Here is a 24542-nt window from a genome sequence, read left to right as displayed (position 1 = left end):
TTTTTATTTTAAATTAAAAAAGCGGGAAACAAAAATGTCAGATAATATACATAAAACGGCTGTAATATCAGATTCTGCTGAAATTGCAGACAGTGCGGAAATCGGTCCTTATGCTGTTATAGAAGGAGAAGTAAATATAGGTGAAAATACTATTATAGGCTCTCATTGCGTAATAAAAGAATATACCTCAATAGGAAAAAATAATATAATACATGATCATGCAGTAATAGGAAATTTACCGCAGGATATAAGCTTTAATAGAAAAACTGTAAGCTTTCTTGAAATAGGAAATGGAAATGAAATCAGAGAATTTGCCAATTTGCATAGAGCCAGTAAAGAAAACGGAAAAACTATTATAAAAAATAACTGCTATATAATGGCTACTGGTCATATAGCCCATGACTGCGAAATACATGATAATGTTATAATTTGCAACGGTGCTTTGCTTGCAGGACATGTAAGAGCTGAAAAGGGAGCTTTTATATCTGGAAACTGTGTTGTGCATCAATTCTGCGCCATAGGACAATATTCTATGATCAGCGGTATGTCTGCTGTAGGAAGAGATATACTTCCTTTCGCATTAACCTCCCATGCCGGGGAAGCTATTGTTTATAAACTTAATTTAGTCGGAATGAGAAGAGCAGGTTTTACATCCGAGCAAATTTCTCAGGCTGAAGAGGCTTATGATATGTGGTATAATTGGAATAAAACTAAACAAGAATTCTTAGATACATATTTAAATAACGATTCATTAAATGATATAGCTAAAAATATTGTAGAGTTTATATCTAAAGCCAAAAGAGGAATAACTCCCAGAAAAACCGTATGAGAATATTTATAGCTACAGGCGAAGTATCGGGCGACATTCAAGGTGCCTTATTAGCAAAAAAAATAAAAGAGTTAAATCCTAATATAGTTTTAGACGGTTTCGGCGGAGTTGAAATGCAAAAGGCAAATGTTAATATATTATCCGATATGTCAACATTATCCACTATAGGAATATTCGAAGGTGTTAATCCTAAAACAGCTTTTAAAAAACTTGGTTCTTTTAATATATTAAAAGATTATCTGAAAAAAAATAAAATTGATATTATGCTTCTTGTAGATAATCAAGGCGTTAATCTTTTATTAGCCAAATACTGCAAGGCTAATAAAATAGATTACATTTATTATTTTCCACCGCATGTAGGAATATGGGGAGCTTGGAATGCTAAAAGACTGCTTTCGGCTAAAAAATTAATTACGCCTTTTTTATTTGATTATGAAGTATATAAAAAATACGGCTGTAATGTAATGTACAGTGGTCATCCATTTGCCGATTTGGATTATAATAAAGATATACCAGAATTAAATATGCCTAAAAAAGAATATACTGTAGGAGTTCTATTCGGAAGCAGAAATCAGGAGATAAGAAAACTAGCCCCAGTATTTATTAAATCTATGAAGATACTCAATGACACGCTCTTATCAAATATAAGATTTATAATACCAATTGCATACCCTGAATATGTGGAACCTATCAAAAAAATTCTAAATGAATATAAGGACTTGCTTAAAGGAATTTCATATTCTCTATTATATGAAGAAGAAAAGGAATATGTATACTCTTATTCTAATGCTCTTATAATGTCAAGCGGTACTGCCAGCCTTTTAGCTGCATGTTACGGTAAGCCTATGGTAATATGCTATAAAATATCCTATATTACTTTTATTTTAGGAAAATTGCTTACCAATATAAAATATGTGGGTATGCCGAATGTTCTTCTTAATGAGGAAGCTGCCCCTGAACTTCTTCAAAACGATTGCAATCCTAATGCTATTGCAAGTCATATTATTAAATATTTAACTGATAAAGAATATTACAGAAAAACAAGCAATAATCTGCTTAGAGTTAGAGAAACTTTAGGCGAGAAAAATGTGCTTGAGCGTATAGCAAAAGAGATTATAAATTAATGATAGATACTCACACTAGTATAGAAGAAATAGAAAAATATATTAAAAATCATAAAAAAAGTCCGATTAAGTTTAATATTACTTGGCTTAATAATACAGCTAAGCATAGAATAAGTTTCATATTGGAAGAAATATTAAAAAAATATAATATAAGCAGATATAAAGACGACTGCATATATATTATAATGGAGCTTATTTCCAATGCTATAAAAGCAAGATATCTTCATATTATTACTATAAATAAACTAATAAGTAAATTTCCTGATTTCTTAGTAAAAATAGACAACGGAGAATATTTTAATGATTATGAGATAATGGGAGAGTATTCTAATATAATTAAAGACAAAGAATCGTTAAAAGAACTAAAAGAATTCATAAAATTAGAAAATAAACTTATTAAAGATATAGACAATAATATAAAGATAGATAAAAATAAATATTCCAAATTATTATTATGCAGCTGCGATGAAAAAAAGAAACTCACAATAAATTTAATAATAAGATTAAATAAAAATAATATAGAATTAGAAATAGTTAATGATGCTCCTCTCACTATGATAAGCAGAACAAGAATAGACTCAAAAAGATTAACTTTTAAAGAATACTATATGCAGAATTTAATAGAAAATTTTTTTACGGAACAATTAGATAATACTGAAAGTGCAGGGTTTGGACTTGCATTATGCGATTTAAGACTTTTTAATCAGAATTTAGAGCCTAAAGATCATTTAAAAATATATGATGAAAATCATAAAACACATTCAAAATTAATACTTCCTATTAAGAAAAAAGGATTTAGTTTAATTTCTTATAATAAATATTAATTTTATATATTCAAATAAACTATTTTAGCCCCGCTTCCTCCTAAATGTATTGGAGCGTCTGAAGAATATCTTATATAATTTTTACCATCAGTTGCTAAATAATACTCAACTAAATTTTTAAGTACAGGTATTTTATTTTCACTTCCAAAACCTTTCCCATGTATAATTAATACAGGGCTTAACTTATTTTTCATACATCCATAAATAAAACTCTTAATTTCTATTAAAGCAGCTTCACTTGTAAATCCATGCAAATCAATTCTGTCTTTAGGAACCGCATTTTTAATATTCGGTTTGAACTTAGTATTAATTTTTCTGTCATAAATATATTTTTTAGAATGATTGGTGCAGTCAAGATTTTTAACCGCATTTAAAAACATATCTTCATCTTCTTTTGTATAAGCTAATTCTTCTTTTAAATATTTTTTATATTCTTTATTTTTTTTATTTACATATTTTTTACTGTTATGCTCTGTATTTTTTTCATCAGGAAAATATCCATGTTCTAAATAAAATAAAAATAGTCTTTTATCTTCTTCAGAATCTTTTGACATGATAATAAATCCTAAATAACAATTTTATGAGTTTAATAATTTTAAGAACTCGGCATTATCTTTAGTAGAATTCATTTTATCAACAACAGTTTCTATTAACTGATCCTCATCTATACCCTGAGCCTGCATAAACTTTCTCAAAGCCCACATCTTAGTTTTTTCTTCATCTGTAAGAAGCAAATCTTCTCTTCTGGTAGAAGAAGAATCAATATCAATAGCAGGAAAAAGTCTTCTATTTGCAAGCTTTCTGTCCAAATGAAGCTCCATATTTCCTGTACCTTTAAACTCTTCATAAATATAATCGTCCATTTTACTTCCAGTATCAACTAAAGCAGAAGCAATAATGGTAAGAGAACCGCCTTCTTCTATATTTCTGGCAGCTCCGAAAAATCTTTTTGGTTTATGAAGCGCATTAGAATCAACACCACCTGTTAAAACTTTACCGCTTGCAGGAACTACTAAATTATAAGCTCTTGAAAGTCTTGTAATAGAATCCAGTATAATAACTACATCATGTTTATTTTCTACTAATCTTTTTGCTTTCTCAAGTACCATTTCAGAAACCTGACAATGCTTATCTGGAGTTTCATCAAAAGTAGATGCAATAACTTCAGCTTCTGGAACCTGTCTTCTCATATCGGTAACTTCTTCAGGACGCTCATCTATAAGAAGTATAAAAAGCTTTATATCCTTATAATTTTTACAAATAGAGTTTGCAATTTCCTGAAGCATCATAGTTTTACCAGCTTTAGGAGGTGCTACAATTAACCCCCTTTGTCCCTTGCCTATTGGAGAAACTAAATTAATAATACGGGTTGAAATTTTATTAGACTCAAATTCTAAATCTATACGCTCATTAGGAAAAATAGGAGTAAGTTTATCAAAATGGGGTCTTTTATAAAGATTATTAGGCTCTTCTCCATTAACGGTTTCTATTCTAAGTAATGCAAAAAATTTCTCTCCTGCATTATCTTTAGGAGGTCTTACCTCTCCTGTAATAAGATCTCCTGTTCTAAGTCCGAAAAGTCTTATTTGGGCAGGAGAAATATATATATCATCAGGTCCAACCAAATAATTACTATTTTTAGAACGAAGGAAACCAAATCCGTCCTGTAAAGTTTCTAATGTACCCTCTGCTACTATCTTTCCTTCCAATGCTATTTGAGCTTTTAATATAGCATGCATAAGTTCTTGTCTTCTAATATTATTATTGGCATCTTTTCTTATTCCGTAAGCTTCTGCAAACTCTAATAATTCTTCAAAAGTTAAAACACTCAGTTTACTGATATAAAGTATATTATGCGGTCTGTTTATTTTTTTAATATCTTCAATAGTTTTGCTCTCTTCATTATTATTTATTTCATTTTTAGATTTTTCAACTTCAGCATTAATAGTTTCAGAAGAGCCTGCTGTTTGCTTAATTACTTTTTTTCTTACGCTTTTAACTTTAACAACTTGAGGCGTATCTAATTCTTCATTTTTGCCTAAAGCTTTAATGTGTTTTTTAGTTTGAAAAGGCATAATAATTCCTCCGATAAAATTAACTATGCAAAGCTATAGCGAATAATCGCTATAACTAAAACACATAAGTAAGATTTATCTTGACTTGCTTATATTAGATTTATAAACTTGATTTATATTTTATTTATTTTCAGTTTTAACAGAAGAGCCGTCAGATTCACAAAGCATTACTACACACATATCGGCAGCATCACCAAATCTTTTATACGATAAAATTTTTCTTACATAACCGCCGCCTTTATTAACATATCTGGGAGCTATATCTTTAAAAAGCTTAGCAAGTACATTTTTATCTTTAACATATTTTGAAATAGTTCTTCTATTATGAACATTATCAACTTTAGCTCTGTATATTATTTTATCGGCTAATTGCTTTATAGCTCTGCCCTTTTCTTTAGTTGTTTCTATTTTCTCATATTTAAAAAGAGAAGTAAGCATATTTGAAAGCATAGCTTTTTTATGTGCGCTTGTTCTATTAAATTTTTTTACTGTAACTCTATGTCTCATTTTACTATCCTTAAAGTTTATTAACTTCTATATTAATCGTTAACCCCTCATACCAAGATGAGCATTATATTCCGCTAATTTCTCTTTAATTTCTTCTATAATCATTTCATTTGAACCTATGAGTCTTAATAGATCCGTATCTGTTTTTTCAGCTACTTTATCTAAAGTTTTTAAATCGGAAGCCATTAAGAAATTAGCTGTTCTAACAGAAAATTCAACCTCTTCAATATGCTTCCCCTTAAGATAATCCAGAACCGAATCTTTAGGAGTTTCCTCAATTTTTTCATCATCTCCGTTAGCCTCTTCAGGATCCATAAAATGCTTTAGATTTTCTCTTAAAATTTTAGCGGCTTGAGATAAAGCCTTATCAGGAGCTATATTTCCTTTAGTTTCTATTTCAAGGGTAAGTTTTCCATAGTCTATACGCTGACCGACTCTTATAGGATCAACATTATATTTAACACTCACGATAGGCGAATATATAGCATCTATAGCTATAGCATTAATATCTTCCAATAATTCAATATTCATTTCAGCAGGAACATAACTATAACCGCCTTCAATTTGAATATCCATTTCAAAAGTATATCCTTCTGCAATAGTTGCTATATAATAATCAGGATTATGCACTTGAACTTCTGCATCATCTGCAGCTAAATCTCCTGCTGTAATAATGCAGGGACCTTCTTTTTTCATATGAATAGTTTTAGTATCCAAATGATTAGGAAGAGATACTACAACATTTTTAAGATGCATGATCATCACTATAGTGTCCTCTTTCATTCCCGGTACATTTTCAAATTCATTGCTAACACCATCTATTTTAATAGTAGTAATAGCATAACCGGGTATAGAAGACAATAGCACTCTCCTTAAAGCATTACCGACCGTTACTGCATATCCCCTTTCAAAAGGCTGAGCTATAAATTTACCATAAGTAGGAGTTAAATCTTTTTTTTCAAAAGTAACTCTATGAGGATGTCTAATAGATTCTAATATTTCTTTTAATGCCATTATTATAATACCCCTTATAAAAGAGTTCCATTATTTAGAATAATACTCAATAATGAGCTGTTCATTAATAGGATACTCTATATGCTCTCTTATAGGCAAAGTTACTATTTCACCTGTTTTACTTGAAAGGTCTAAGCTTAGCCAAGCTGGAACATATTCGCTTTTTAAAACTTCCACTATTGATTTTACTTCAGATACTGCATTTCCTCTCTCAGTTATGGAAACTTTATCCCCTACTTTAACACAATATGAAGGAATAGTCATTCTTCTGCCATTAACGGATATGAAACCATGAGTTATGAATTGTCTAGCCTGATTTCTGCTTTTAGCAAGTCCAAGTCTGTAAACTACATTATCAAGACGAAGTTCCAATAATCTAAGCAAATTTTCTCCTGATACGCCAGCTATTCTTATAGCTTCATGATAGTAATTTCTAAATTGTTTTTCTAAAACTCCGTAAATTCTTTTAACTTTTTGCTTTTCTCTCATCTGAATACCATACTCTGATAACTGCTTCATTTTACGGTTACTAGGACCTGGTACATCTCTTCTTTTTGTTATAGCACATTTAGCAGTAAGACATCTATCGCCTTTTAACATAAGCTTCATTTTTTCACGGCGACATAATCTGCAGCTAGCGTCTCTATATCTTGCCATAATTATTCATCTCCTATAAATACAATTATTAATTAACTATTATATTCTTCTTCTTTTTTTAGGACGACAGCCGTTATGCGGCATTGGTGTAACGTCCTTAATAAGTTTAACTTTAAGACCTGAAGCTTCAACTGCTCTTACAGAGCTTTCTCTGCCCATTCCAGGACCTTTTACATAAACCTCTACTTCCCTAACACCCATATCATAAGCTTTTTTAGATGCCTTTTCGCTTGCAACCTGAGCTGCAAAAGGAGTTGATTTTTTACTGCTTTTATAATCTCCATCCAAACCTGCACTAGCCCAAGATAAAGTGTCTCCGTTTCTATCTGTTATAGTAACTATTGTATTATTAAAACTAGCTTTTATATGTACTATACCAAAAGCTTCAACTTTTCTATCTTTTCTGATTTTTTTATCTTTTAAATTTTTTTTACCTTTCTGAGTAGCCACTATTATCCCCCATTAATTATTTTTTACCCGGTGCTTTTTTCTTACCGGCAATAGCCTTTCTTGCACCGCCGCCTCTGGCATTACGAGAGTTAGTACGGGTGCGCTGACCATGTACAGGAAGCCTTTTAATATGACGCATACCTCGATATGAGTGAATATCTTTCAGACGTTTTATATTATTGTAAAGTTCTGTACGCAAATCACCTTCCACTTTAGTGGTGGCTTCTATTGCATCTCTTAATGCTGTAATTTGTGCATCTGTTAAATCTTTAGCTTTAATAGAATAATCTATATTGGCTTTATCACAAATAACATGAGCAAGAGTGCGTCCTATACCATATATATCAGTAAGGGCTATTTCTATTCTTTTATTATTTCTTATTTCAACACCCATTAAACGTGCCATATTAATTATCTCCTTAAATTAATTACTTCTGTTTTTGTTTATGTCTTGGGTTTTTCTTACATATTACTCTAACGATGCCTTTTCTTTTAACTATTTGGCAGTCATTACAGCGCTTTTTTATAGAACTTTTTACTTTCATTGTAACTAATCTCCATTTAATTTATTACTTATAACGATAAATTATTCTGCCCTTTGTTAAATCATAGGGAGACATTTCTATAGTTACCTTATCACCGGGAAGTATGCGGATAAAATTCATACGCATTTTACCTGATATATGAGCCAATATTTTATGACCATTTTCTAATTCCACTCTGAAAGTGGCATTCGGAAGAGGTTCTACAACCGTACCTTCAACCTCTATAGTTTCTCTCTCAGCCATATTATTACCTTCTCACTTTAGACTTTTTTAATATACCGTCATAATTATGCATTTGCAGATAGGATTCTATTTGTTTTAATAATTCAACAGCAACGCTTACACTAATCATTACAGAAGTTCCTCCCATTAGATATACAAGCGAATTATTTGTACCTCTAAAAGGAGCAAATACAGGAATCTTAGACATCAAATCTGGAAATACTGCTATAGCAGCTAAAAATATTGAACCGCCTATAGTAATTCTACTTAATACCGTTTTTAAATATTCCGCAGTTTGAGTACCTGGTCTATATCCTGGTATAAAACCTCCTGATTTTTTAAGATTCTCAGCTATATCATCAGGATTAAACTGTACAGATGTATAAACATAAGCAAACATTATAACTAAAAGACAATAAAGGATTATATATGCCCAGCTTCCATAAGAAAAGAATCTAAGCAAAGCATCAAGCCATCTCCATTGAACCCCTCTAGTTAAACTAGCTACTTGCGCAGGAATTGCCATTAAAGCTGAAGCAAATATTATAGGTATAACACCAGACGGATTAATTTTAAAAGGTATATGAGTTGATTGAGCTCCCAAAACCTTTCTTCCAACCACCCGTTTAGCATACTGAACAGGAATTCTTCTTTGTCCGCTTTCTTCATAAACCACACAGAATATTACTATTGCAAAAATTATAAAGAAAAGAACTATAACTAAAGAATTCATATATTCACTATCTCTTTTCTGTATAACATCATAAACGCCTGCAGGAATACGCGCAACAATACCTGCAAAAATTATAACAGATATACCATTACCAAGGCCGCGCTCTGTAATCTGGTCACCTAGCCACATTAAGAACATGGTACCGGCAGTAGCTGTTACAACTACAAGAACTATGAAGCCTATTCCCGGACTCATAAATATCATAGTACCTTCATTTATACTTTGAATCCAGCTAGCCATAGCTGCAGACTGTACTATACAAAGAACAAGTGTCAGATATCTGACATACTGATTTATCTTCTTACGTCCGCTTTCTCCTTCTTTCTGCATTCTTTCAAGCGATGGAATTACCACGCCTAGAAGCTGCATTATAATGGAAGCGGAAATATAAGGCATAATACCAAGCGCCAATATAGAAAATCTAAATAAAGCACCTCCTGAAAATAGATCCATTATAGTTAAAAGACCCGCACCGCCCTGCGATGATGAAAGAAAGCCTAAAAGAGCCGATGGATCTATGCCGGGAGTTGGGATATGACTGCCTATTCTATAAACTAATATTGCTGCAATAGTAAATAGAATTCTGCTTCTTAACTCTTGTACTCTAAATATATTAGTTAATGATTTCAGCATTATAATTTACCTTAAGATTTTTTATCTTCTTTTTTTCTAATATATTTTTTACGCTCATGTATTATAACTTTACCGCCTGATTTCTCAATTTTTTCTATAGCTTTTTTACTAACCATATCAACTGTAATAGTTACTGCATTTTTTACCTCACCCATAGAAAGAAGTTTTATATAATCTCTCTTAGAAGATAAAAATCCTAATTTTATTAAAGTTTCTCTTGTTATTTCATTAGTGCCTATTGAATCCAAATCACCGACATTAATAATATCAACACATTTTTTAAAAGCAGCATTACTAAAACCGCTTTTAGGAATCCTTCTATGTAAAGGCATTTGTCCGCCTTCAAAACCTGCTCTTCTGCTGTATCCAGAACGGGATTGAGCACCCTTATTACCTCTGCCTGCAGTGCATCCCCAGCCTGAACCCTGTCCTCTTCCAACTCTGTGACGCTTTTTGCTTGATCCTTTAGGAGCTCTTAATATTTTTGTATTTTCCTGTGCCATTTTCTAAGACCTCACTTATACTCTACTTTAAGAAGGTGTGATATTTTATTTATCATTCCGTTTATCTGAGGAGTTGCTTCATGTTCCACAACTCTTTTTTTCTTTTTAAAACCCAATGCCACAACAGTATCTCTTTGAGATTTTTCATAACCTATAGGAGATTTAACTAATGTTATTACAACTTTAGCCATTATTTTGCCCTCCCATAAATCTGTTCTATACTTATGCCTCTTTTATTAGCCATATACTTTACTGTTTTCAAAGATTTTAAGCCTTCAAAAGTAGCTTTAGCCAGATTCATAGAATTATTATTACCTAAAGATTTTGAAAGAATATTTTTAACTCCTGCCAATTCCAATACCGCACGTGCAGGACCGCCCGAAATAACTCCCGTACCTTTTGAAGCGGGCTTCATTATTATTCTGCTGCTTCTAAAAACTCCAATAGTATTATGCGGTATAGTTTCACCTTTCAAATTAACTTCTATCATATTTTTTTTAGCCTGTTCTATAGCTTTTCTGATAGCATCAGGCACTTCATTAGCTTTTCCATAACCTAAGCCTACATGACCATTTTTATCGCCTAAAACCATTAAAGCTGCAAATCTAAAACGTCTTCCGCCTTTCATAACTTTAGCAACTCTATTTAAAGTTATCAGACGCTCTTCATACATACTTTTTTCTTCGTTATTATTTATATCGTGTGCCAAAGTTATACTCCTTAAAATTTTAATCCTGCTTCGCGGGCACCGTCAGCTAAGGATTTTATTTTTCCATGATATATATAGCCGTTTCTGTCAAAGACAACTTCATTTATATTTTTTTCTTTTGCTCTGACAGCCAAAACTTTACCTATTTCTTTAGCTATATCCGTATTCTTACCGCTTTTTAAATCTTTTTCCTGAGAAGATGCCGATACTAAAGTTAATCCTTTGCTATCATCTATTATCTGAGCGGAAACATATTTAAGACTTTTATAAACCGTAAGTCTAGGACGCTCTGAACTTCCCTCTATTTTAATGCGAATGCTTCTTTTTCTTCTTTCTCGCTGAGCTTTAATTTTTTCTCTTAAACTCATAAACCACCCCTTACTTAGCAGCTTTTTTACTTTCTTTATATTTTACATACTCGCCTTCAAATCTGACGCCTTTGCCTTTATAAGGCTCAACAGGTCTTTTCTTTTTGATATTCATAGCAAGCTCACCCACTTGTTCTTTATCATTGCCTTCAATAATAATTTTAGTGTCTTTTTCCACCGTTACTTTTATGCCCTCAGGTATTTTCATCTTAATATCGCTTGAAAAGCCTAACTGCAATGTTATAATATCACCCTGAACATTAGAACGATAACCTGTACCTTCCAACTGAAGAACTTTTTTATATCCGTTGCTAACACCTTCTATCATATTAGAAATAAGCTTCCACACTAAACCTAACTGTGCGGAATATTTAGTTCTATTTTCTTTAATAGCTGTTTCATCAGTACTGTCAATCTTAGGAGGTTTAACAAAAATAGAATTATTTTCAAGTTTAATTATTATATAATCAAAAAACTCTCTTGTCAACTCCCCTCTTTTACCTTTTACGATTACCTTATTTCCATCTATTTTTATTTCAACATTTTGAGGAATCGCTATAGGTTTATTTGCCAATCTACTCATTATCAATACCCTCTAAATAATTTATTACCAAATGTAGCATAAAACTTCGCCGCCGACATTTTCTTTTTTAGCTTCCTTGTCTGTCATTACGCCTTTGCTTGTTGATATTACAGATATACCGAAACCGTTTTTAACTTGAGGTATAGTATCTACCGATGTATAAACTCTCAAGCCCGGAGTTGATACTCTTTTAATGCCTTCTATTACAGAACTTCCCTCATAATATTTCAAATCTATTTCTATGCGGAAAAAATTTTTATCTTTTACTTCTGCTTTTTTGAAGTCATTAATATATCCTTCTTTCTTCAAAATTGCAAGTATATTTTCCATTTTTGTAGAAAAAGGTATAGTAACAGAATCTTTTTTTGCTCTACATCCATTTCTTATTATAGTTAAAGCATCTGCTATTGGATCATGTACGCTCATTTATAATTCTCCTTAAAATTACCAACTAGATTTAGTTACCCCTGGTATCAAACCTTTATTTGCTAAATCTCTGAAACATATTCTGCACATCTTATATTGTCTTATATAAGCGCGGGGTCTTCCGCATATAGGGCAGCGATTATATTGTCTTGTTTTATATTTTTGTTTTTTTTCAGCTTTAACTTTAAGTGCCAATCTAGCCATTATTTATTCTCCTGAGTTTTAGGTGCAGCACGAAACGGCAGTCCGACTTTTTCCAATAAAGTACGTCCCATTTCATCATTATCTGCAGTAGTTACTATTGTTATATTTAAGCCTTTTACGGCATCTGTTTTATCAAAACTTATCTCTGGAAATATAGTATGCTCTTTTATTCCCAAATTATAATTGCCATTACCGTCAAAACCTTTTCTAGGAATACCCTGAAAATCTCTTACTCTAGGCAATGCTATAAATATTAATCTTTCAAGAAAATCATACATTCTATCGCCTCTTAAAGTTACTCTGCATCCTATAGGCATACCTTGTCTTAATTTGAAGTTGGCTATAGACTTTTTGGCTCTTGTTACAACGGCTCTCTGTCCAGCTATCTGGCTTAGTTCTTCTACAGCAGAATCAACGTATTTTTTATCTGTTACAGCCTGACTTATTCCCATATTGATTATTATTTTCTCAATTTTAGGAATAGCCATTACAGAACTTAAATTCATATCTTTTAGTAGATACTGCTTAATTTCTTTTTCATACCTATCTTTCAATACTGACATAATTTATTTCTCCTACTTACTTATCAAGAACTTCACCCGATTTTTTGGCATATCTTTTTAATTTACCGTCTACTTCTTTTCTTCCAACTCTAGTAGTTTTACCAGATTTACTTACTACCATTACATTGGATATATGTATTGAAGCTTCTTTTTCAACTATACCGCCCTTCTGATTCTCCTGACTTTTAGGCATAGTTTTTTTAACCATATTTATATTTTTAATTAAAACTCTTCCTCTTGCTCTATCTATTGATAATACTTCGCCGCGTTCTCCGCTTTGTTCGCCTGCTATTACTTCAACAGTATCGCCTTTTTTTACTTTATATTTTGTCTTACTTAAATCTTGTTTTTTTATCATAATTATATTACCTCTGGTGCAAGTGATACTATCTTCATAAAGCCTCTGTCCCTAAGTTCACGGGCAACAGGTCCGAATATGCGTTTTCCTCTAGGTTCTTTCTTATCGTCCACTATAACAGCAGCATTCTCATCAAACCTTATATAAGAACCATCAGGGCGTCTAACTTCTTTTTTTACTCTTACAATTACAGCTTTAACAACTTTACCCTTTTCTATAGAACAAGTAGGTATTATATCCGTAACAGAGCAAACAATTATATCGCCTAAAGTAGCATATCTGCGTCTGCTTCCGCCTAATACCTTAATACATTTTAGCTTTTTAACACCGGTATTATCGGCTACATTAAGAGTACTTGGTACCTGTATCATAATTATTACTCTCCTTCAACCTGTGAAGAAACTGCCGATTCAGAAGCATGTTTTTCACGTTTTAATACATTCTCTACATCGCTGTCTATAGAATCTTTTTCTATACGATCCGATTTCTTGATTATTTTTGTCAATCTGAATTTTTTATCTTTACTAATAGGTCTGCATTCTATTACTCTTACCAAATCACCTTCATGGCATTCATTTTTTTCATCATGGGCTTTATAGCGTTTATTTTTGCTAATAGTTTTACCGTAAAGAGGGTGTTTCTGCCTGATTTCTACTTTTACAACTATGGTTTTATCCATTTTATCAGAAACCACAATTCCCTCAAGTACTCTTTTATATTTTTTTGCTTTGCTTTCCACAGTAATACCTCACTATTTTTTCATGCCAAGTTCATGCTGACGAATAAATGTCTTAACTCTGGCTATATCTTTACGGGCTTTTTTAAGCTGATGAGTTTGTCTTGCATCGCCTACAACTTTTTCAAATCTATGATCTTGATATTTTTTCTCTAATTTTAGAAGTTCAGTTTTAAGTTCTTCTAAAGACAATGATCTATAATCTTTTTTATCTTTAGCCATTATATAGCCTCCCTCTTAATGAACTTTGTTTTGATAGGAAGCTTGAAGCCTGCTAATCTGAAAGCCGATTGAGCTAACTCTTCAGGAACACCCGCTATTTCAAATATTACTTTTCCTGGCTTAACTACAGCCACCCAATATTCAACATTACCTTTACCTTTACCCATTCTGGTTTCAGCAGGTTTTTTAGTATAAGGCTTATCAGGAAATACCTTTATCCACATCTTACCCACGCGTTTCACATGTCTTGATACGGCAATACGGGCAGCTTCAATTTGCCTGTCGGTAAGCCATACAGGTTCTAATGCCATTAAGCCGTAATCTCCGAAAGTTAAATTGCTTCCTCTCTTAGATTTACCTTTCATTCTGCCTCTATGATGCTTACGATATTTCATTCTTGAAGGTTGTAACATTATCTATCTCCTTTGGCACTGATAACTTTACCTGCATCATCTTGTCTATGTTCTTTCTTATCAAGAATTTCCCCCTTATAGATCCACACTTTTATTCCGATAATACCGAAAGTAGTAAGCGCTTCTGCAGTGCCGTAATCTATATTAGCTCTTAATGTATGTAATGGTACTGAACCATTTTTATATTGTTCTGTTCTTGCGATATCGGCTCCTGCTAAGCGTCCTGAACACATTACTTTTATACCTTTAGCGCCTTTCTTCATAGCCTGAGTTATAACACTTTTCATAGCTCTTCTGAAAGCAATGCGCATTTCTAATTGACGGGCAACATTCTGAGCTGCTAAAGCTGCATCCAGTTCTGCATCTCTTATTTCTGTAATAGAAAAATGCACAGGTTTTTTTACTATTTTCTGAACCGTTGTTTTTATAGTTTCAACTCTCTGACCTTTTGGTCCTATCACAACCCCTGCTCTTGCAGTAGATATGAAAATATTGATTCTATCAGGAAAACGCACTATTTGTATATCGGATATGGCAGGATCAAACGACTCTTTTTTTCCGCCGATTTTCTTTTGCTCTTCTTTTAATGTTTTATAATAATAATTCATTATATATCGTCTGATAGATAAATCCTCATGCAGGCTGTCAGCATAAGTTCTGTTATCTTCAAACCATTTACTAGACCAAGTTTTATTAATTCCGAGTCTTAAGCCTATTGGACTAACCTTTTGACCCATAGTTTATACCTCCGCTGTTTTAGGTGCTTCTTCCGCTTTAGCACTCTTAGCTTTAATTTTTTTCTTTTCAGGTTTTTTATCATCACTTAACACTATAGTAATATGTGAAAGTCTTTTTAATATAGGATCTGCACTTCCTCTGCTTGCTGCACGTATTCGCTTTAATGTAGGAGCTTTATCCACATAAGCAGTTTTTATCCATAATATATCAGGGTTAATATTTCTTGATTGGAATATAGCATTAGCTATTCCGCTCTTAATAGCTTTTCTTAGAACTACCGATGACATTTGCGGCATAACTGTAAGATTAGATACAGCATGATTTACATACTCACCTTTAACAAACGGAAGCAACCTTGCCACTTTTCTGCGACCAATGCGTAAATAACGTACCTTTACTTTATAATCCATAGTCTAAATCCTTATTTCTTACCTACTTTAGCGGCACCTGCATGAGATATAAATTTCCTTGTCGGTGCAAATTCGCCTAATTTATGACCTATCATATTCTCTTGTATATAAACAGCTACAAATGTTTTTCCATTATGAACATTTATAGTGAAGCCTATCATTTCTGGAATAATTGTTGAAGCACGGCTGTATGTTTTTATCTGATGCTTATTATCTCCAGCCTGTATTTTCTTAAATAGATTTTTATCTACAAAAGGTCCTTTTTTAATAGAGCGAGACATTATTTTTTACCCCCTCTTCTTTTAATTATTAATCTGTCAGAATATTTATGTTTTTTTCTAGTCTTATAACCCTTAGTAGGTATGCCAGTCGGAGAAACGGGATGCGGATTACCTTGTCCGCTTTTGCCTTCGCCTCCGCCATGAGGGTGATCTACAGGGTTCATTACAACACCTCTTACTTTAGGTCTTCTGCCCTTATGTCTTGTAGTGCCTGCTTTTCCATCTGTTGTATTAAAGTGATCTAAATTTCCAATCTGCCCTATAGTGGCATAGCAATTTTCCAATATTCTTCTCTCTTCTCCAGAACGAAGTCTTATTACGCAATAACCTCCGGATTTTGCAGTTATCTGAGCACCACCGCCTGCAGCCCTTACAAGCTGACCGCCTTTTCCAGGAGTTATTTCAATATTATGTATTATAGTGCCTAACGGAATTTTTTTCAACGGCAAACTGCATCCTATTTTTACTTTTGCATTCTCGCCGCTTACCACTCTATCGCCTACATTTAATCCTGATGGCTGTATTATATATCTCTTTTCGCCATCTGTATAATGAAGCAGCGCTATATGAGCACTTCTGTTAGGATCATATTCAATAGAAACAACTTTAGCTTCCACATCATGTTTATCTCTTCTGAAATCCACAAATCTAAAAAGTTTTTTATGCCCGCCTCCTCTACGACGCATAGTTATACGCCCGTTAGAACCGCGTCCGCTTATACGCTTTTTACCGCATACTAATGATTTGCAAGGCTCATTTGTTGTAATATCCGAAAAATCCACTACAGTACGATAACGCAAACTTGGTGTTGTCGGTTTAAATTTTTTAATAGCCATCGGTTATCCTTAATTATTTTACTATATCTATTGATTCTTTGCCGTCAAGAACTATAATCGCTTTCTTATAACTGCGGGTATATCCGCGTCTGCTCATTCTTCGATTTTTCTTTTTAGGCTTAACATTTATTATTTTACAATCCAGCGGATGCACATTAAATATTTTTTCAACCGCTTTCATTAATTCCCGCTTATTAGCGTCCTGTCTTACTTTAAATACATAATAACGCTTCTCTGTTCCTCTAGGCTCGGTTCTAAGCATATTACTTTTTTCTGTAAGTATAGGCTCGATTAAAAGTGAATACATACTCATATTTTTTAACCCTTAATTCTAGCATTTAATTTAGATAAAGCCGTTTTAGTAAAATATACTTCGTCGGCATAAAATAAAGGATGTATAGACATGCTGTCTGCATTTACAAGCTTTAAATCCTTAATGTTTCTTAAAGATAATAATAATCTATTATAATTATCACCTAAAGATTCATCTTTACCTACTACAAACGCCACTTTTCTTGTGCTTGGTTCTTTAACCTTACTTATAAAACTAGCCATTCTTTTTGTTTTAGGGGCATCAAAAGTGAAATCCTCAAAAACTTTAAGAACATTACTTCCATATTTCAAAGATAAAACAGACAGAAGAGCCTTGCGTTTCATCTTTTTAGGCAATCTATAACTATAATCACGGGGCTTAGGAGTATGAGTTTTACCTCCTCCCACCCATATCGGAGATCTTGTGGAACCAGCTCTTGCTCTTCCTGTACCTTTTTGTCTCCAAGGCTTTTTACCGCCTCCTGAAACTTCCGCTCTGGTTTTTGTAGAGTGAGTCCCCTGTCTTCTGTTAGCCAATTCATTTTTAATTGCTTCATAAAGCAGATTATTGTTAACTTCCGACTTAAATATCTCATCAACAATTTCCAAATTGCCTGCATTATCTCCATTTTCATTTAGTATAACTACTTCCATTTTATCATCCTGTTATTGCTATAAATCAATTCATTGAGTTCTTTTTCTTATTGCGTTTTTTAGCAGCTGATGTTAATTTTACTATACTATTAACTGCACCAGGTATTGCTCCTTTAATCATAATTAAATTATCATCAGGTCTTATTTCAACTACCTTCAAATTTTGTATAGTAGTTAATGTATCACCTAAGTGTCCAGGCATACCTTTACCTTTCCAGACTCTTGCAGGATAACTGTTGCATCCTATAGAACCTGCTCTTCTTCTGAAGTTAGATCCATGGCTCATAGGACCTCCGTCATAATTATGTCTTTTCATTACTCCCGCAAAACCGCGACCTTTACTCAAAGAACTAACATCTATAAAATCGCCTGCTTGAAATATATCCGCTTTAACTTCCTGACCTACAGTATATGAACTAGTATTGTCCATTCTGAATTCTTTTAAATATTTCTTAGGCTCTAAATTTGCTTTTTTAAATTGACCTATCTGTGGCTTTTTTAAATGCTTTTCTTTTACGGCACCATAACCCAATTGAATAGCACTGTAGCCATCTTTCTCATTATCTCTTATCTGCATAACTGTGCATGGACCAGCTTCTACAACTGTTACTGCTATAGCATTTCCAGTTTCATCAAAAACTGTCGTCATACCCAATTTTCTGCCAATTATTCCTACCATCGGCGAATCCTCTATAATGATTTTACTTACTACTTTTCCATTGTTTCAAACTATTACAGATAAAACGTAGTAAAGCTTTATCTTAATACCTTAATTAAACGCCTATTTAAGCTGAACATCAACCCCAGCAGGAAGCGCCAATTTTTTAAGAGATTCCGTTGTCTGAGATGTAACATCAAAGATATCTATTAATCTTTTATATATACGCATCTCAAATTGCTCTCTTGATTTAATATTTACATGCGGACTTCTTATTACTGTTACCTTTCGTATGCTTGTAGGCAATGGTATAGGTCCAGACACTCTGGCACCAGTTTTCTTTACACTGGCTACTATAGACTGAGCCGATTGATCAATAAGCTCAATATCAAAGGCTTTTAGTTTAACTCGTATTTTCTGTTCTTTCATAGTTTGAATTACTCGCTTTCTCTTAATTTATTAAAGGGTATATCTTTATAAAAGGCATACCCTTTTTATTTATTAATTTATTATTCTAATATTTTTGTTACAACACCGTTGCCTACTGTTTTACCGCCTTCGCGGATAGCAAATCTTTGTTTTTCTTCCATAGCTATCGGAGTGATAAGTTCAATAGTTAAGTTGGCATTATCTCCTGGCATAATCATTTGAGCACCTTCCTGCAAATTAATTACGCCTGTTACATCTGTTGTTCTGAAATACATTTGAGGTCTGTATCCTGTTACAAAACCACTATGTCTTCCGCCTTCTTCTTTTTTCAAAATATAAACTTCAGCTTCAAATTTTTTATGAGGAGTAATAGTACCAGGCTTAGCTAATACCTGACCCCTTTCTACAGCTTTACGCTCAATACCTCTCAAAAGACAGCCTACATTATAACCAGCTATACCTTCAACTTCTTTTTTGAACATTTCTACGCCTGTACAAGTTGTTTTCTGAGTAGCTCTGATACCCACAATTTCAACCTCATCGCCTTTTTTGATTTTGCCTCTCTCAATTCTTCCTGTAACAACAGTACCTCTTCCCGGAATTGAGTATACATCTTCAATTGACATCAAAAAGTCTTTATCAACCTCGCGTACAGGATCAGGAATATATGTATCTAAAGCATTTAAAAGATCCAATATGCATTTACAATCAGCATCTGTTCTAGGATCTTTACCTGCTTCAATAGCCTGAATAGCTTTAATGGCAGAACCTCTAATGATAGGAGTTTTTGAACCGTCAAAACCGTAATGATCCAATACATCTATTACCTCTGCTTCAACTATTTCAGCCATTTCAGGATCATCTAATTTATCACATTTATTCAAAAATACTACTATATAATTTACACCTACTTGCCTTGAAAGAAGCACATGTTCTTTTGTCTGGGGCATTACACCGTCTTCGGCAGATACTACCAATATAGCACCGTCCATTTGAGCAGCACCTGTTATCATATTTTTAATATAGTCAGCGTGACCTGGACAGTCCACATGGGCATAGTGTCTATTATCTGATTCATATTCAACATGAGATGTTGCGATTGTCAATATTTTTGTAGGGTCTCTTCTTCCCTGACTTTCAGAAGCTTTTGCTACCGAATCATAAGCAACTTTCTGCACTGTTTCAGGAAACATAGCAGATGATACTGATGTTATTGCCGATGTTAATGTTGTTTTACCATGGTCAACGTGTCCGATAGTACCAACATTTACGTGTGTCTTTTTACCTTCGTAAGTTCCTTTAGCCATTTTAATCCTCCAATTATTTATACTTTAGGAAATTTATTTTTTATAATTTATAAAATTTTAATTAATTATTTACTATTACCCATTCTAGCACCTATTATCTCCTCAGCCACATTTTTAGGCACTTCTTCATAATGAGAAAACTGCATAGTATAGCTGGCTCTTCCCTGAGAAACATTTCTTATACTTGTGGTATAACCGAACATCTCGGCAAGAGGCACTGTAGCATTGATAGATTTATATCCTGATTTATCAGTAAATCCATGAACCTGACCTCTTCTTGAAGCTAAATCGCCTATAATATCACCCATATAATCTTCAGGGGTTACAACCTCTACAGTCATCATAGGCTCCAGCAAAAACGGATCTGCTTTTTTACAGCCTTCTTTAAATCCCATTGAAGCCGCTATTTTAAATGCCATTTCAGAAGAATCCACAGGATGGAAAGAACCGTCATAAGCAGATACAACAACATCAAGCATAGGATAATTGGCAAGAACCCCAGTATTCATAGATTCTGCGCAGCCTTTTTCCACAGCAGGTATATATTCTCTGGGAACAGCTCCTCCTACAATTTCATTATTAAATTTAAATCCAGCATTAGGCTCATTAGGCCCTATTCTAAGCCATACATCTCCGTATTGACCCTTACCGCCAGACTGACGCACAAATTTACCTTGAACTTCAACAGTTTTCTTAATACCTTCCCTATAAGATACCTGAGGACGCCCCACATTCGCCTCAACTTTATATTCTCTTTTCATTCTATCGCAGATAATTTCCAAGTGAAGCTCACCCATACCTGCTATGATTGTCTGACCTGTTTCCTCATCAAAACTTACTTTGAATGTAGGATCTTCTTCGGCAAGTCTGGACAAAGCCACCGACATTTTATCTCTGTCGCCTTTTGTTTTAGGCTCTATAGCTACATTGATTACGGGCTCGGGAAAGTTTATAGCCTCCAGTATTATAGGAGCATTTTCAGGACACAATGTATCACCTGTTGTTGTTTCCTTAAGACCAACCGCAGCCGCTATATCTCCCGCATATACGGTATCTATCTCTTCTCTTTTATTTGCATGCATCTGAAGTATTCTTCCTATACGCTCTCTTTTACCTTTTGTAGCATTAAATATATAAGAACCAGCTTCCAATACTCCAGAATAAACCCTGAAAAAAGCTATTTTTCCTACATGAGGATCCGTCATTATTTTAAATGCCAATGCGCTGAATTTTTCATCATCAGATATTTTTCTTTTTAATTCATTCCCGTTTAAGTCTGTGCCTTCTATTTCTGATTTATCTAAAGGAGAAGGCAGATAATCAATTATGGCATTTATCAATACCTGAATACCCTTATTTTTGAATGCAGTACCGCAGAACATCGGAAAGAAATCCGCAGTTAATGTTGCTGTTCTTATAAGTCTTTTTATAGTAGAAACATCAATTTCCTCACCTTCAAAAAACTTATTCATAGCATCATCATCATATTCAACAATAGCTTCCAATAATGAATTTCTATATTCTTCCGCTTTTTCTTTTAATTCAGGTCTGATTTCTTTCTCTTCAATCTTCATACCGTCTTCAGAAACCCAAATTATTTCTTTCATATTCACTAAGTCAACAACACCCTCAAAATTACTTTCCGCACCTATAGGTATAACCACAGGGTGACTATTGGCTTTTAATCTGTCCCTAGTCTGATCTAAGACAGCATAAAAATTAGCTCCTATTCTGTCCATTTTATTAACAAAAATAGCTCTGGGAATTTTATAATTGCTTGCCTGTCTCCAAACAGTTTCGCTTTGAGGCTGAACTCCGCCTACGGAGCAAAAAACTCCTATAGCGCTATCTAAAACCCTTAAAGATCTTTCCACTTCCACAGTAAAGTCTACGTGTCCCGGCGTATCTATTAAATTAATTCTGTTGCCGTTCCAAAAACATGTTGTAGCAGCAGATGTAATAGTGATTCCTCTTTCTCTTTCCTGATCCATCCAGTCCATCTCCGCCGCACCTTCATGAACTTCTCCGATTTTATGAGTCTTACCTGTAAAATAAAGAATGCGTTCGCTTAAAGTAGTTTTACCCGCATCAATATGCGCCATAATACCAATATTACGCGTATTCTCTAATGAAATTTGACGTGCCACTAAACTCTCTCCTTAAAAACTACCACCTAAAGTGTGCAAATGCCTTATTACCTTCAGCCATTCTATGAACCGTATCTCTCTTAGCAACTGCCTGACCTTTGCCGCCTATAGCATCAACTATTTCATTTGATAAACGTTCTATCATACTTCTTCCGCCTCTTTTTCTTGAAGCGTCTATAAGCCATGTAAAGGCTAATGAATTCTGCCTGTCAGGTCTAACATCAACAGGAACCTGATATGTGGATCCTCCTACCCTTCTTGATTTCACCTCTACACGGGGCTTGATATTTTCTATAGCCTCATTAAAAGCTTCTAAACCGCCTTTACCAGTTTTTTCTTTAACCAAATCCATAGCTTTATAAAATATATTTTCAGCTTTACTTTTTTTACCGTCATACATAAGCTTATTAATAAACTTACTTATAACAACACTGCCGTAAACAGGATCTGCATCTATTTTTCTAGTTTGTGCTCTTCTTCTTCTAGCCATATTAATTTACTCCATTAAGCCTTAGGCTTTTTAGTACCGTATTTACTTCTAGCCTTCATTCTTTTTTCCACACCTGTAGCTTCTCTGCTTCCTCTGACTATATGATAACGGCATCCCGGCAAATCCTTAACACGTCCGCCTCTTATAAGAACACGGTTATGCTCCTGAAGCGTATGATCTATACCTGATATATAAGCTGTTACCTCCATACCGTTTGTAACTCTTACACGGGCAATTTTACGCATAGCGGAGTTAGGTTTCTTAGGCGTAGTTGTTGTTACGCGGGTGCACACCCCTTCTCTTTGCGGACATTTCATTAATGCAGGCGATTTTGTTTTATTTATTATACGCTTGCGACCTTTTCTTATTAATTGATTAATTGTAGGCATAAAATACAAAACCTCTAATTTTTTTTTATTTATAAGCCAATACATTACTTAAAGTAATGACTGCAATAATATTTGTAAAATTAAAACTTCAAACACGAAACAGTATTTACAAAACTGAGCAATTTATAGTATTAAAAACTAATTAATAATGAGAAAACATACTATACGCTTTAATCGTTTTTATGAAAGTGAGAAAATTATAAAGCAACAAAATAAAAAAATCAATAATAATTTATTAATTTTTTTTATTTTTTTAAAATAAAATGATTTTTTAAGTAGAAATTTTATTAATCATTTTAATAAAAAAAATTAAATAAAAAAAATTTTTTATAATATTTAAATACAAAAATAAAATTATCAAAAAATATTGCAAAAAATTATAATTATAGCATACTATTAATAATATTTAAAAGGATTTATTTTTATGAAGGAAAATTCAGCTAATATAGAAAATTTAAAATTTGATAATAAAGGATTAATACCAGCCATTATTATAGATTACTATACAAAAGAAGTATTGACTCTTGCATATATGAATAAAGAAAGTCTTAAAATATCTATTGAAGAAGGAAAAACTTGTTTCTACAGCAGAAGCAGGCAAAAACTATGGAGAAAAGGAGAGACATCTGGAAATTATCAGCATATACAAAGCATAAAATCTGACTGCGATAATGATGCATTAGTTATAGAAGTTATAAAAGAAGGTCCTGCATGTCATACTCTTTCGCAGTCATGTTTTTTTAACGACTTATATTCAAAAGAAGATTATAAAGATTTTTCCATTGATAAATTATACGAATTAATAAAAGAAAGAAAAATTAACAATATGGAAGACTCTTACACTGCATATCTTTTTAAAAGCGGAATAGATAAAATACTAAAAAAAGTAGGTGAAGAATGCACTGAAGTTATAATAGGGGCTAAAAATAACTCTAATAAAGAAACTATATATGAAATATCAGATTTATTATATCATACATTAGTATTGATGGCTGAAAAAAATATAACTATAAATGATATAAAACATGAGCTTGCAGGAAGGTCTATGAAAGATAAAAAAGAAAAGCAGAAAAGTATGAAATAATAAAAATTTAGCATCTAAAAAATATAGTCTTTATCGGCAAAGCATAAGCATAGAAATAATATATCTTTTATGTTATAATTCATCATCATTCTTGAATTAATAATTATTA

General features: G+C 33.0%; 38 protein-coding genes and 1 pseudogene. 4 read left to right on the top strand and 35 right to left on the bottom strand.

Features of this window, described 5'->3' with window-relative positions; translation table 11 throughout:
* The first annotated feature begins 34 nt into the window (after window positions 1-34).
* Genes lpxA through QZ306_RS00185 form a run of 3 tightly spaced genes read left to right on the top strand, consistent with a single transcriptional unit; the run spans window position 35 to window position 2777 of the window.
* Window positions 35-829 carry an acyl-ACP--UDP-N-acetylglucosamine O-acyltransferase gene (gene lpxA, locus QZ306_RS00195; RefSeq protein WP_295159410.1) on the top strand — a complete coding sequence of 265 codons (795 nt, stop codon included), beginning with the start codon at window positions 35-37 and terminating at the stop codon, window positions 827-829.
* A complete protein-coding gene (lpxB, locus tag QZ306_RS00190) occupies window positions 826-1953 on the top strand; it encodes a lipid-A-disaccharide synthase (protein WP_295159407.1) in 1128 nt (375 codons plus the stop codon). The genes lpxA and lpxB overlap by 4 nt, the downstream gene beginning before the upstream one ends.
* Window positions 1953-2777, top strand: coding sequence for a hypothetical protein (locus QZ306_RS00185; RefSeq protein ID WP_295159405.1), 825 nt, complete (start codon window positions 1953-1955; stop codon window positions 2775-2777). The genes lpxB and QZ306_RS00185 overlap by 1 nt, the downstream gene beginning before the upstream one ends.
* A 2-nt stretch (window positions 2778-2779) precedes the next feature.
* Here the strand turns inward: QZ306_RS00185 and QZ306_RS00180 are convergent, their stop codons facing one another.
* From QZ306_RS00180 to rpsL, 35 genes and pseudogenes are all read right to left on the bottom strand, one after another.
* Window positions 2780-3331, bottom strand: a complete 552-nt coding sequence (locus tag QZ306_RS00180; protein ID WP_295159402.1) for a Smr/MutS family protein — start codon at window positions 3329-3331, stop codon at window positions 2780-2782.
* Between the two features lie 24 nt (window positions 3332-3355).
* Window positions 3356-4852 (bottom strand): transcription termination factor Rho, encoded by a 1497-nt coding sequence (gene rho / locus QZ306_RS00175; protein ID WP_295159400.1) that lies wholly within the window; start codon window positions 4850-4852, stop codon window positions 3356-3358.
* Between the two features lie 120 nt (window positions 4853-4972).
* Complete coding sequence (gene rplQ, locus QZ306_RS00170) at window positions 4973-5359, bottom strand: 50S ribosomal protein L17 (RefSeq protein WP_295159398.1); 387 nt, start codon at window positions 5357-5359, stop codon at window positions 4973-4975.
* A gap of 39 nt (window positions 5360-5398) precedes the next feature.
* Window positions 5399-6373, bottom strand: coding sequence for a DNA-directed RNA polymerase subunit alpha (locus QZ306_RS00165; protein WP_295159396.1), 975 nt, complete (start codon window positions 6371-6373; stop codon window positions 5399-5401).
* Window positions 6374-6403: 30 nt separating this feature from the next.
* Complete coding sequence (gene rpsD / locus QZ306_RS00160; protein ID WP_295159393.1) at window positions 6404-7030, bottom strand: 30S ribosomal protein S4; 627 nt, start codon at window positions 7028-7030, stop codon at window positions 6404-6406.
* A 39-nt stretch (window positions 7031-7069) separates the two neighbouring features.
* On the bottom strand, window positions 7070-7438 hold the full coding sequence (gene rpsK / locus QZ306_RS00155) for a 30S ribosomal protein S11 (RefSeq protein WP_300485249.1): 369 nt from the start codon (window positions 7436-7438) through the stop codon (window positions 7070-7072).
* A 58-nt stretch (window positions 7439-7496) separates the two neighbouring features.
* The gene (gene rpsM, locus QZ306_RS00150) at window positions 7497-7886 is read right to left on the bottom strand and encodes a 30S ribosomal protein S13 (RefSeq protein WP_008723417.1); all 390 of its coding nucleotides are present in this window, start codon (window positions 7884-7886) and stop codon (window positions 7497-7499) included.
* A gap of 22 nt (window positions 7887-7908) precedes the next feature.
* Entirely contained in the window at window positions 7909-8025 is a 117-nt protein-coding gene (gene rpmJ, locus QZ306_RS00145) for a 50S ribosomal protein L36 (protein ID WP_137999362.1), read from the bottom strand.
* Between the two features lie 24 nt (window positions 8026-8049).
* Complete coding sequence (infA, locus tag QZ306_RS00140; RefSeq protein ID WP_012671636.1) at window positions 8050-8268, bottom strand: translation initiation factor IF-1; 219 nt, start codon at window positions 8266-8268, stop codon at window positions 8050-8052.
* 4 nt (window positions 8269-8272) lie between these two features.
* On the bottom strand, window positions 8273-9613 hold the full coding sequence (gene secY, locus QZ306_RS00135; protein WP_295159385.1) for a preprotein translocase subunit SecY: 1341 nt from the start codon (window positions 9611-9613) through the stop codon (window positions 8273-8275).
* 11 nt (window positions 9614-9624) lie between these two features.
* Window positions 9625-10116, bottom strand: a complete 492-nt coding sequence (gene rplO / locus QZ306_RS00130) for a 50S ribosomal protein L15 (RefSeq protein ID WP_295159383.1) — start codon at window positions 10114-10116, stop codon at window positions 9625-9627.
* Window positions 10117-10127: 11 nt separating this feature from the next.
* Window positions 10128-10307: a 50S ribosomal protein L30 gene (rpmD, locus tag QZ306_RS00125; protein ID WP_295159381.1), complete on the bottom strand. Its 180-nt coding sequence runs from the start codon at window positions 10305-10307 to the stop codon at window positions 10128-10130.
* On the bottom strand, window positions 10307-10789 hold the full coding sequence (gene rpsE / locus QZ306_RS00120) for a 30S ribosomal protein S5 (RefSeq protein WP_295160000.1): 483 nt from the start codon (window positions 10787-10789) through the stop codon (window positions 10307-10309). Before rpsE ends, rpmD begins: the two co-directional genes overlap by 1 nt.
* A 47-nt stretch (window positions 10790-10836) precedes the next feature.
* A complete protein-coding gene (gene rplR / locus QZ306_RS00115; protein ID WP_295159377.1) occupies window positions 10837-11193 on the bottom strand; it encodes a 50S ribosomal protein L18 in 357 nt (118 codons plus the stop codon).
* Between the two features lie 10 nt (window positions 11194-11203).
* Window positions 11204-11776 carry a 50S ribosomal protein L6 gene (rplF, locus tag QZ306_RS00110; protein WP_295159375.1) on the bottom strand — a complete coding sequence of 191 codons (573 nt, stop codon included), beginning with the start codon at window positions 11774-11776 and terminating at the stop codon, window positions 11204-11206.
* Between the two features lie 24 nt (window positions 11777-11800).
* Window positions 11801-12202, bottom strand: coding sequence for a 30S ribosomal protein S8 (gene rpsH, locus QZ306_RS00105; protein ID WP_295159371.1), 402 nt, complete (start codon window positions 12200-12202; stop codon window positions 11801-11803).
* A gap of 18 nt (window positions 12203-12220) precedes the next feature.
* Window positions 12221-12406: a type Z 30S ribosomal protein S14 gene (locus QZ306_RS00100; RefSeq protein WP_295159368.1), complete on the bottom strand. Its 186-nt coding sequence runs from the start codon at window positions 12404-12406 to the stop codon at window positions 12221-12223.
* Entirely contained in the window at window positions 12406-12969 is a 564-nt protein-coding gene (rplE, locus tag QZ306_RS00095; RefSeq protein WP_295159365.1) for a 50S ribosomal protein L5, read from the bottom strand. Before rplE ends, QZ306_RS00100 begins: the two co-directional genes overlap by 1 nt.
* A gap of 16 nt (window positions 12970-12985) precedes the next feature.
* On the bottom strand, window positions 12986-13327 hold the full coding sequence (gene rplX, locus QZ306_RS00090; protein WP_295159363.1) for a 50S ribosomal protein L24: 342 nt from the start codon (window positions 13325-13327) through the stop codon (window positions 12986-12988).
* 2 nt (window positions 13328-13329) lie between these two features.
* Window positions 13330-13698: a 50S ribosomal protein L14 gene (rplN, locus tag QZ306_RS00085; RefSeq protein ID WP_295157605.1), complete on the bottom strand. Its 369-nt coding sequence runs from the start codon at window positions 13696-13698 to the stop codon at window positions 13330-13332.
* Window positions 13699-13808: 110 nt separating this feature from the next.
* A pseudogene (gene rpsQ, locus QZ306_RS00080) lies at window positions 13809-14066 on the bottom strand (30S ribosomal protein S17); the annotation flags it as partial.
* 12 nt (window positions 14067-14078) lie between these two features.
* Entirely contained in the window at window positions 14079-14285 is a 207-nt protein-coding gene (gene rpmC / locus QZ306_RS00075) for a 50S ribosomal protein L29 (protein WP_295159361.1), read from the bottom strand.
* A complete protein-coding gene (gene rplP, locus QZ306_RS00070) occupies window positions 14285-14698 on the bottom strand; it encodes a 50S ribosomal protein L16 (RefSeq protein WP_295159359.1) in 414 nt (137 codons plus the stop codon). The genes rpmC and rplP overlap by 1 nt, the downstream gene beginning before the upstream one ends.
* Complete coding sequence (gene rpsC, locus QZ306_RS00065; protein WP_295159357.1) at window positions 14698-15435, bottom strand: 30S ribosomal protein S3; 738 nt, start codon at window positions 15433-15435, stop codon at window positions 14698-14700. The genes rplP and rpsC overlap by 1 nt, the downstream gene beginning before the upstream one ends.
* Window positions 15436-15438: 3 nt before the next feature.
* Window positions 15439-15846 carry a 50S ribosomal protein L22 gene (rplV, locus tag QZ306_RS00060; protein WP_295159355.1) on the bottom strand — a complete coding sequence of 136 codons (408 nt, stop codon included), beginning with the start codon at window positions 15844-15846 and terminating at the stop codon, window positions 15439-15441.
* Window positions 15847-15857: 11 nt separating this feature from the next.
* Window positions 15858-16127 (bottom strand): 30S ribosomal protein S19, encoded by a 270-nt coding sequence (gene rpsS, locus QZ306_RS00055; protein WP_008723378.1) that lies wholly within the window; start codon window positions 16125-16127, stop codon window positions 15858-15860.
* Window positions 16127-16963, bottom strand: a complete 837-nt coding sequence (rplB, locus tag QZ306_RS00050) for a 50S ribosomal protein L2 (RefSeq protein ID WP_295159353.1) — start codon at window positions 16961-16963, stop codon at window positions 16127-16129. Before rplB ends, rpsS begins: the two co-directional genes overlap by 1 nt.
* Before the next feature lie 13 nt (window positions 16964-16976).
* The gene (gene rplW / locus QZ306_RS00045) at window positions 16977-17270 is read right to left on the bottom strand and encodes a 50S ribosomal protein L23 (RefSeq protein WP_295159998.1); all 294 of its coding nucleotides are present in this window, start codon (window positions 17268-17270) and stop codon (window positions 16977-16979) included.
* An 11-nt stretch (window positions 17271-17281) separates the two neighbouring features.
* A complete protein-coding gene (gene rplD / locus QZ306_RS00040; protein WP_295159351.1) occupies window positions 17282-17929 on the bottom strand; it encodes a 50S ribosomal protein L4 in 648 nt (215 codons plus the stop codon).
* 25 nt (window positions 17930-17954) lie between these two features.
* Window positions 17955-18608 carry a 50S ribosomal protein L3 gene (gene rplC, locus QZ306_RS00035; protein WP_295159349.1) on the bottom strand — a complete coding sequence of 218 codons (654 nt, stop codon included), beginning with the start codon at window positions 18606-18608 and terminating at the stop codon, window positions 17955-17957.
* Window positions 18609-18710: 102 nt separating this feature from the next.
* Window positions 18711-19016 carry a 30S ribosomal protein S10 gene (gene rpsJ / locus QZ306_RS00030; RefSeq protein WP_295159348.1) on the bottom strand — a complete coding sequence of 102 codons (306 nt, stop codon included), beginning with the start codon at window positions 19014-19016 and terminating at the stop codon, window positions 18711-18713.
* Window positions 19017-19096: 80 nt separating this feature from the next.
* A complete protein-coding gene (gene tuf / locus QZ306_RS00025; protein ID WP_295159347.1) occupies window positions 19097-20323 on the bottom strand; it encodes an elongation factor Tu in 1227 nt (408 codons plus the stop codon).
* Between the two features lie 65 nt (window positions 20324-20388).
* Window positions 20389-22470, bottom strand: a complete 2082-nt coding sequence (gene fusA / locus QZ306_RS00020; RefSeq protein ID WP_295159345.1) for an elongation factor G — start codon at window positions 22468-22470, stop codon at window positions 20389-20391.
* A gap of 19 nt (window positions 22471-22489) precedes the next feature.
* The gene (gene rpsG, locus QZ306_RS00015; protein WP_295159343.1) at window positions 22490-22960 is read right to left on the bottom strand and encodes a 30S ribosomal protein S7; all 471 of its coding nucleotides are present in this window, start codon (window positions 22958-22960) and stop codon (window positions 22490-22492) included.
* Between the two features lie 14 nt (window positions 22961-22974).
* Window positions 22975-23349 carry a 30S ribosomal protein S12 gene (gene rpsL, locus QZ306_RS00010; protein ID WP_295159341.1) on the bottom strand — a complete coding sequence of 125 codons (375 nt, stop codon included), beginning with the start codon at window positions 23347-23349 and terminating at the stop codon, window positions 22975-22977.
* A gap of 424 nt (window positions 23350-23773) precedes the next feature.
* On the opposite strand from rpsL, the gene hisIE reads away from it, so the two are divergent.
* Window positions 23774-24433 carry a bifunctional phosphoribosyl-AMP cyclohydrolase/phosphoribosyl-ATP diphosphatase HisIE gene (gene hisIE / locus QZ306_RS00005; RefSeq protein ID WP_295159339.1) on the top strand — a complete coding sequence of 220 codons (660 nt, stop codon included), beginning with the start codon at window positions 23774-23776 and terminating at the stop codon, window positions 24431-24433.
* Window positions 24434-24542: the final 109 nt, after the last annotated feature.

This window comes from uncultured Brachyspira sp. (assembly GCF_910588665.1).
Lineage (GTDB): Bacteria > Spirochaetota > Brachyspiria > Brachyspirales > Brachyspiraceae > Brachyspira.
Note: the sequence above shows the minus strand (reverse complement) of the source record. Positions and strands in the feature narration are given on the sequence as shown.

Excerpts from the sequence above, each read along its gene's own strand:
- lpxA (WP_295159410.1), top strand. The coding sequence starts at position 35 with ATGTCAGATAATATACATAAAACGGCTGTAATATCAGATTCTGCTGAA.
- lpxB (WP_295159407.1), top strand. The coding sequence starts at position 826 with ATGAGAATATTTATAGCTACAGGCGAAGTATCGGGCGACATTCAAGGT.
- QZ306_RS00185 (WP_295159405.1), top strand. The coding sequence starts at position 1,953 with ATGATAGATACTCACACTAGTATAGAAGAAATAGAAAAATATATTAAA.
- QZ306_RS00180 (WP_295159402.1), bottom strand. The coding sequence starts at position 3,331 with ATGTCAAAAGATTCTGAAGAAGATAAAAGACTATTTTTATTTTATTTA.
- rho (WP_295159400.1), bottom strand. The coding sequence starts at position 4,852 with ATGCCTTTTCAAACTAAAAAACACATTAAAGCTTTAGGCAAAAATGAA.
- rplQ (WP_295159398.1), bottom strand. The coding sequence starts at position 5,359 with ATGAGACATAGAGTTACAGTAAAAAAATTTAATAGAACAAGCGCACAT.
- QZ306_RS00165 (WP_295159396.1), bottom strand. The coding sequence starts at position 6,373 with ATGGCATTAAAAGAAATATTAGAATCTATTAGACATCCTCATAGAGTT.
- rpsD (WP_295159393.1), bottom strand. The coding sequence starts at position 7,030 with ATGGCAAGATATAGAGACGCTAGCTGCAGATTATGTCGCCGTGAAAAA.
- rpsM (WP_008723417.1), bottom strand. The coding sequence starts at position 7,886 with ATGGCACGTTTAATGGGTGTTGAAATAAGAAATAATAAAAGAATAGAA.
- rpmJ (WP_137999362.1), bottom strand. The coding sequence starts at position 8,025 with ATGAAAGTAAAAAGTTCTATAAAAAAGCGCTGTAATGACTGCCAAATA.
- infA (WP_012671636.1), bottom strand. The coding sequence starts at position 8,268 with ATGGCTGAGAGAGAAACTATAGAGGTTGAAGGTACGGTTGTAGAACCT.
- secY (WP_295159385.1), bottom strand. The coding sequence starts at position 9,613 with ATGCTGAAATCATTAACTAATATATTTAGAGTACAAGAGTTAAGAAGC.
- rplO (WP_295159383.1), bottom strand. The coding sequence starts at position 10,116 with ATGGCACAGGAAAATACAAAAATATTAAGAGCTCCTAAAGGATCAAGC.
- rpmD (WP_295159381.1), bottom strand. The coding sequence starts at position 10,307 with ATGGCTAAAGTTGTAATAACATTAGTTAAATCTCCTATAGGTTATGAA.
- rpsE (WP_295160000.1), bottom strand. The coding sequence starts at position 10,789 with ATGTATGAAGAGCGTCTGATAACTTTAAATAGAGTTGCTAAAGTTATG.
- rplR (WP_295159377.1), bottom strand. The coding sequence starts at position 11,193 with ATGAGTTTAAGAGAAAAAATTAAAGCTCAGCGAGAAAGAAGAAAAAGA.
- rplF (WP_295159375.1), bottom strand. The coding sequence starts at position 11,776 with ATGAGTAGATTGGCAAATAAACCTATAGCGATTCCTCAAAATGTTGAA.
- rpsH (WP_295159371.1), bottom strand. The coding sequence starts at position 12,202 with ATGAGCGTACATGATCCAATAGCAGATGCTTTAACTATAATAAGAAAT.
- QZ306_RS00100 (WP_295159368.1), bottom strand. The coding sequence starts at position 12,406 with ATGGCTAGATTGGCACTTAAAGTTAAAGCTGAAAAAAAACAAAAATAT.
- rplE (WP_295159365.1), bottom strand. The coding sequence starts at position 12,969 with ATGTCAGTATTGAAAGATAGGTATGAAAAAGAAATTAAGCAGTATCTA.
- rplX (WP_295159363.1), bottom strand. The coding sequence starts at position 13,327 with ATGATAAAAAAACAAGATTTAAGTAAGACAAAATATAAAGTAAAAAAA.
- rplN (WP_295157605.1), bottom strand. The coding sequence starts at position 13,698 with ATGATACAGGTACCAAGTACTCTTAATGTAGCCGATAATACCGGTGTT.
- rpmC (WP_295159361.1), bottom strand. The coding sequence starts at position 14,285 with ATGGCTAAAGATAAAAAAGATTATAGATCATTGTCTTTAGAAGAACTT.
- rplP (WP_295159359.1), bottom strand. The coding sequence starts at position 14,698 with ATGTTACAACCTTCAAGAATGAAATATCGTAAGCATCATAGAGGCAGA.
- rpsC (WP_295159357.1), bottom strand. The coding sequence starts at position 15,435 with ATGGGTCAAAAGGTTAGTCCAATAGGCTTAAGACTCGGAATTAATAAA.
- rplV (WP_295159355.1), bottom strand. The coding sequence starts at position 15,846 with ATGGATTATAAAGTAAAGGTACGTTATTTACGCATTGGTCGCAGAAAA.
- rpsS (WP_008723378.1), bottom strand. The coding sequence starts at position 16,127 with ATGTCTCGCTCTATTAAAAAAGGACCTTTTGTAGATAAAAATCTATTT.
- rplB (WP_295159353.1), bottom strand. The coding sequence starts at position 16,963 with ATGGCTATTAAAAAATTTAAACCGACAACACCAAGTTTGCGTTATCGT.
- rplW (WP_295159998.1), bottom strand. The coding sequence starts at position 17,270 with ATGTATTCACTTTTAATCGAGCCTATACTTACAGAAAAAAGTAATATG.
- rplD (WP_295159351.1), bottom strand. The coding sequence starts at position 17,929 with ATGGAAGTAGTTATACTAAATGAAAATGGAGATAATGCAGGCAATTTG.
- rplC (WP_295159349.1), bottom strand. The coding sequence starts at position 18,608 with ATGGTAGGAATAATTGGCAGAAAATTGGGTATGACGACAGTTTTTGAT.
- rpsJ (WP_295159348.1), bottom strand. The coding sequence starts at position 19,016 with ATGAAAGAACAGAAAATACGAGTTAAACTAAAAGCCTTTGATATTGAG.
- tuf (WP_295159347.1), bottom strand. The coding sequence starts at position 20,323 with ATGGCTAAAGGAACTTACGAAGGTAAAAAGACACACGTAAATGTTGGT.
- rpsG (WP_295159343.1), bottom strand. The coding sequence starts at position 22,960 with ATGGCTAGAAGAAGAAGAGCACAAACTAGAAAAATAGATGCAGATCCT.
- rpsL (WP_295159341.1), bottom strand. The coding sequence starts at position 23,349 with ATGCCTACAATTAATCAATTAATAAGAAAAGGTCGCAAGCGTATAATA.
- hisIE (WP_295159339.1), top strand. The coding sequence starts at position 23,774 with ATGAAGGAAAATTCAGCTAATATAGAAAATTTAAAATTTGATAATAAA.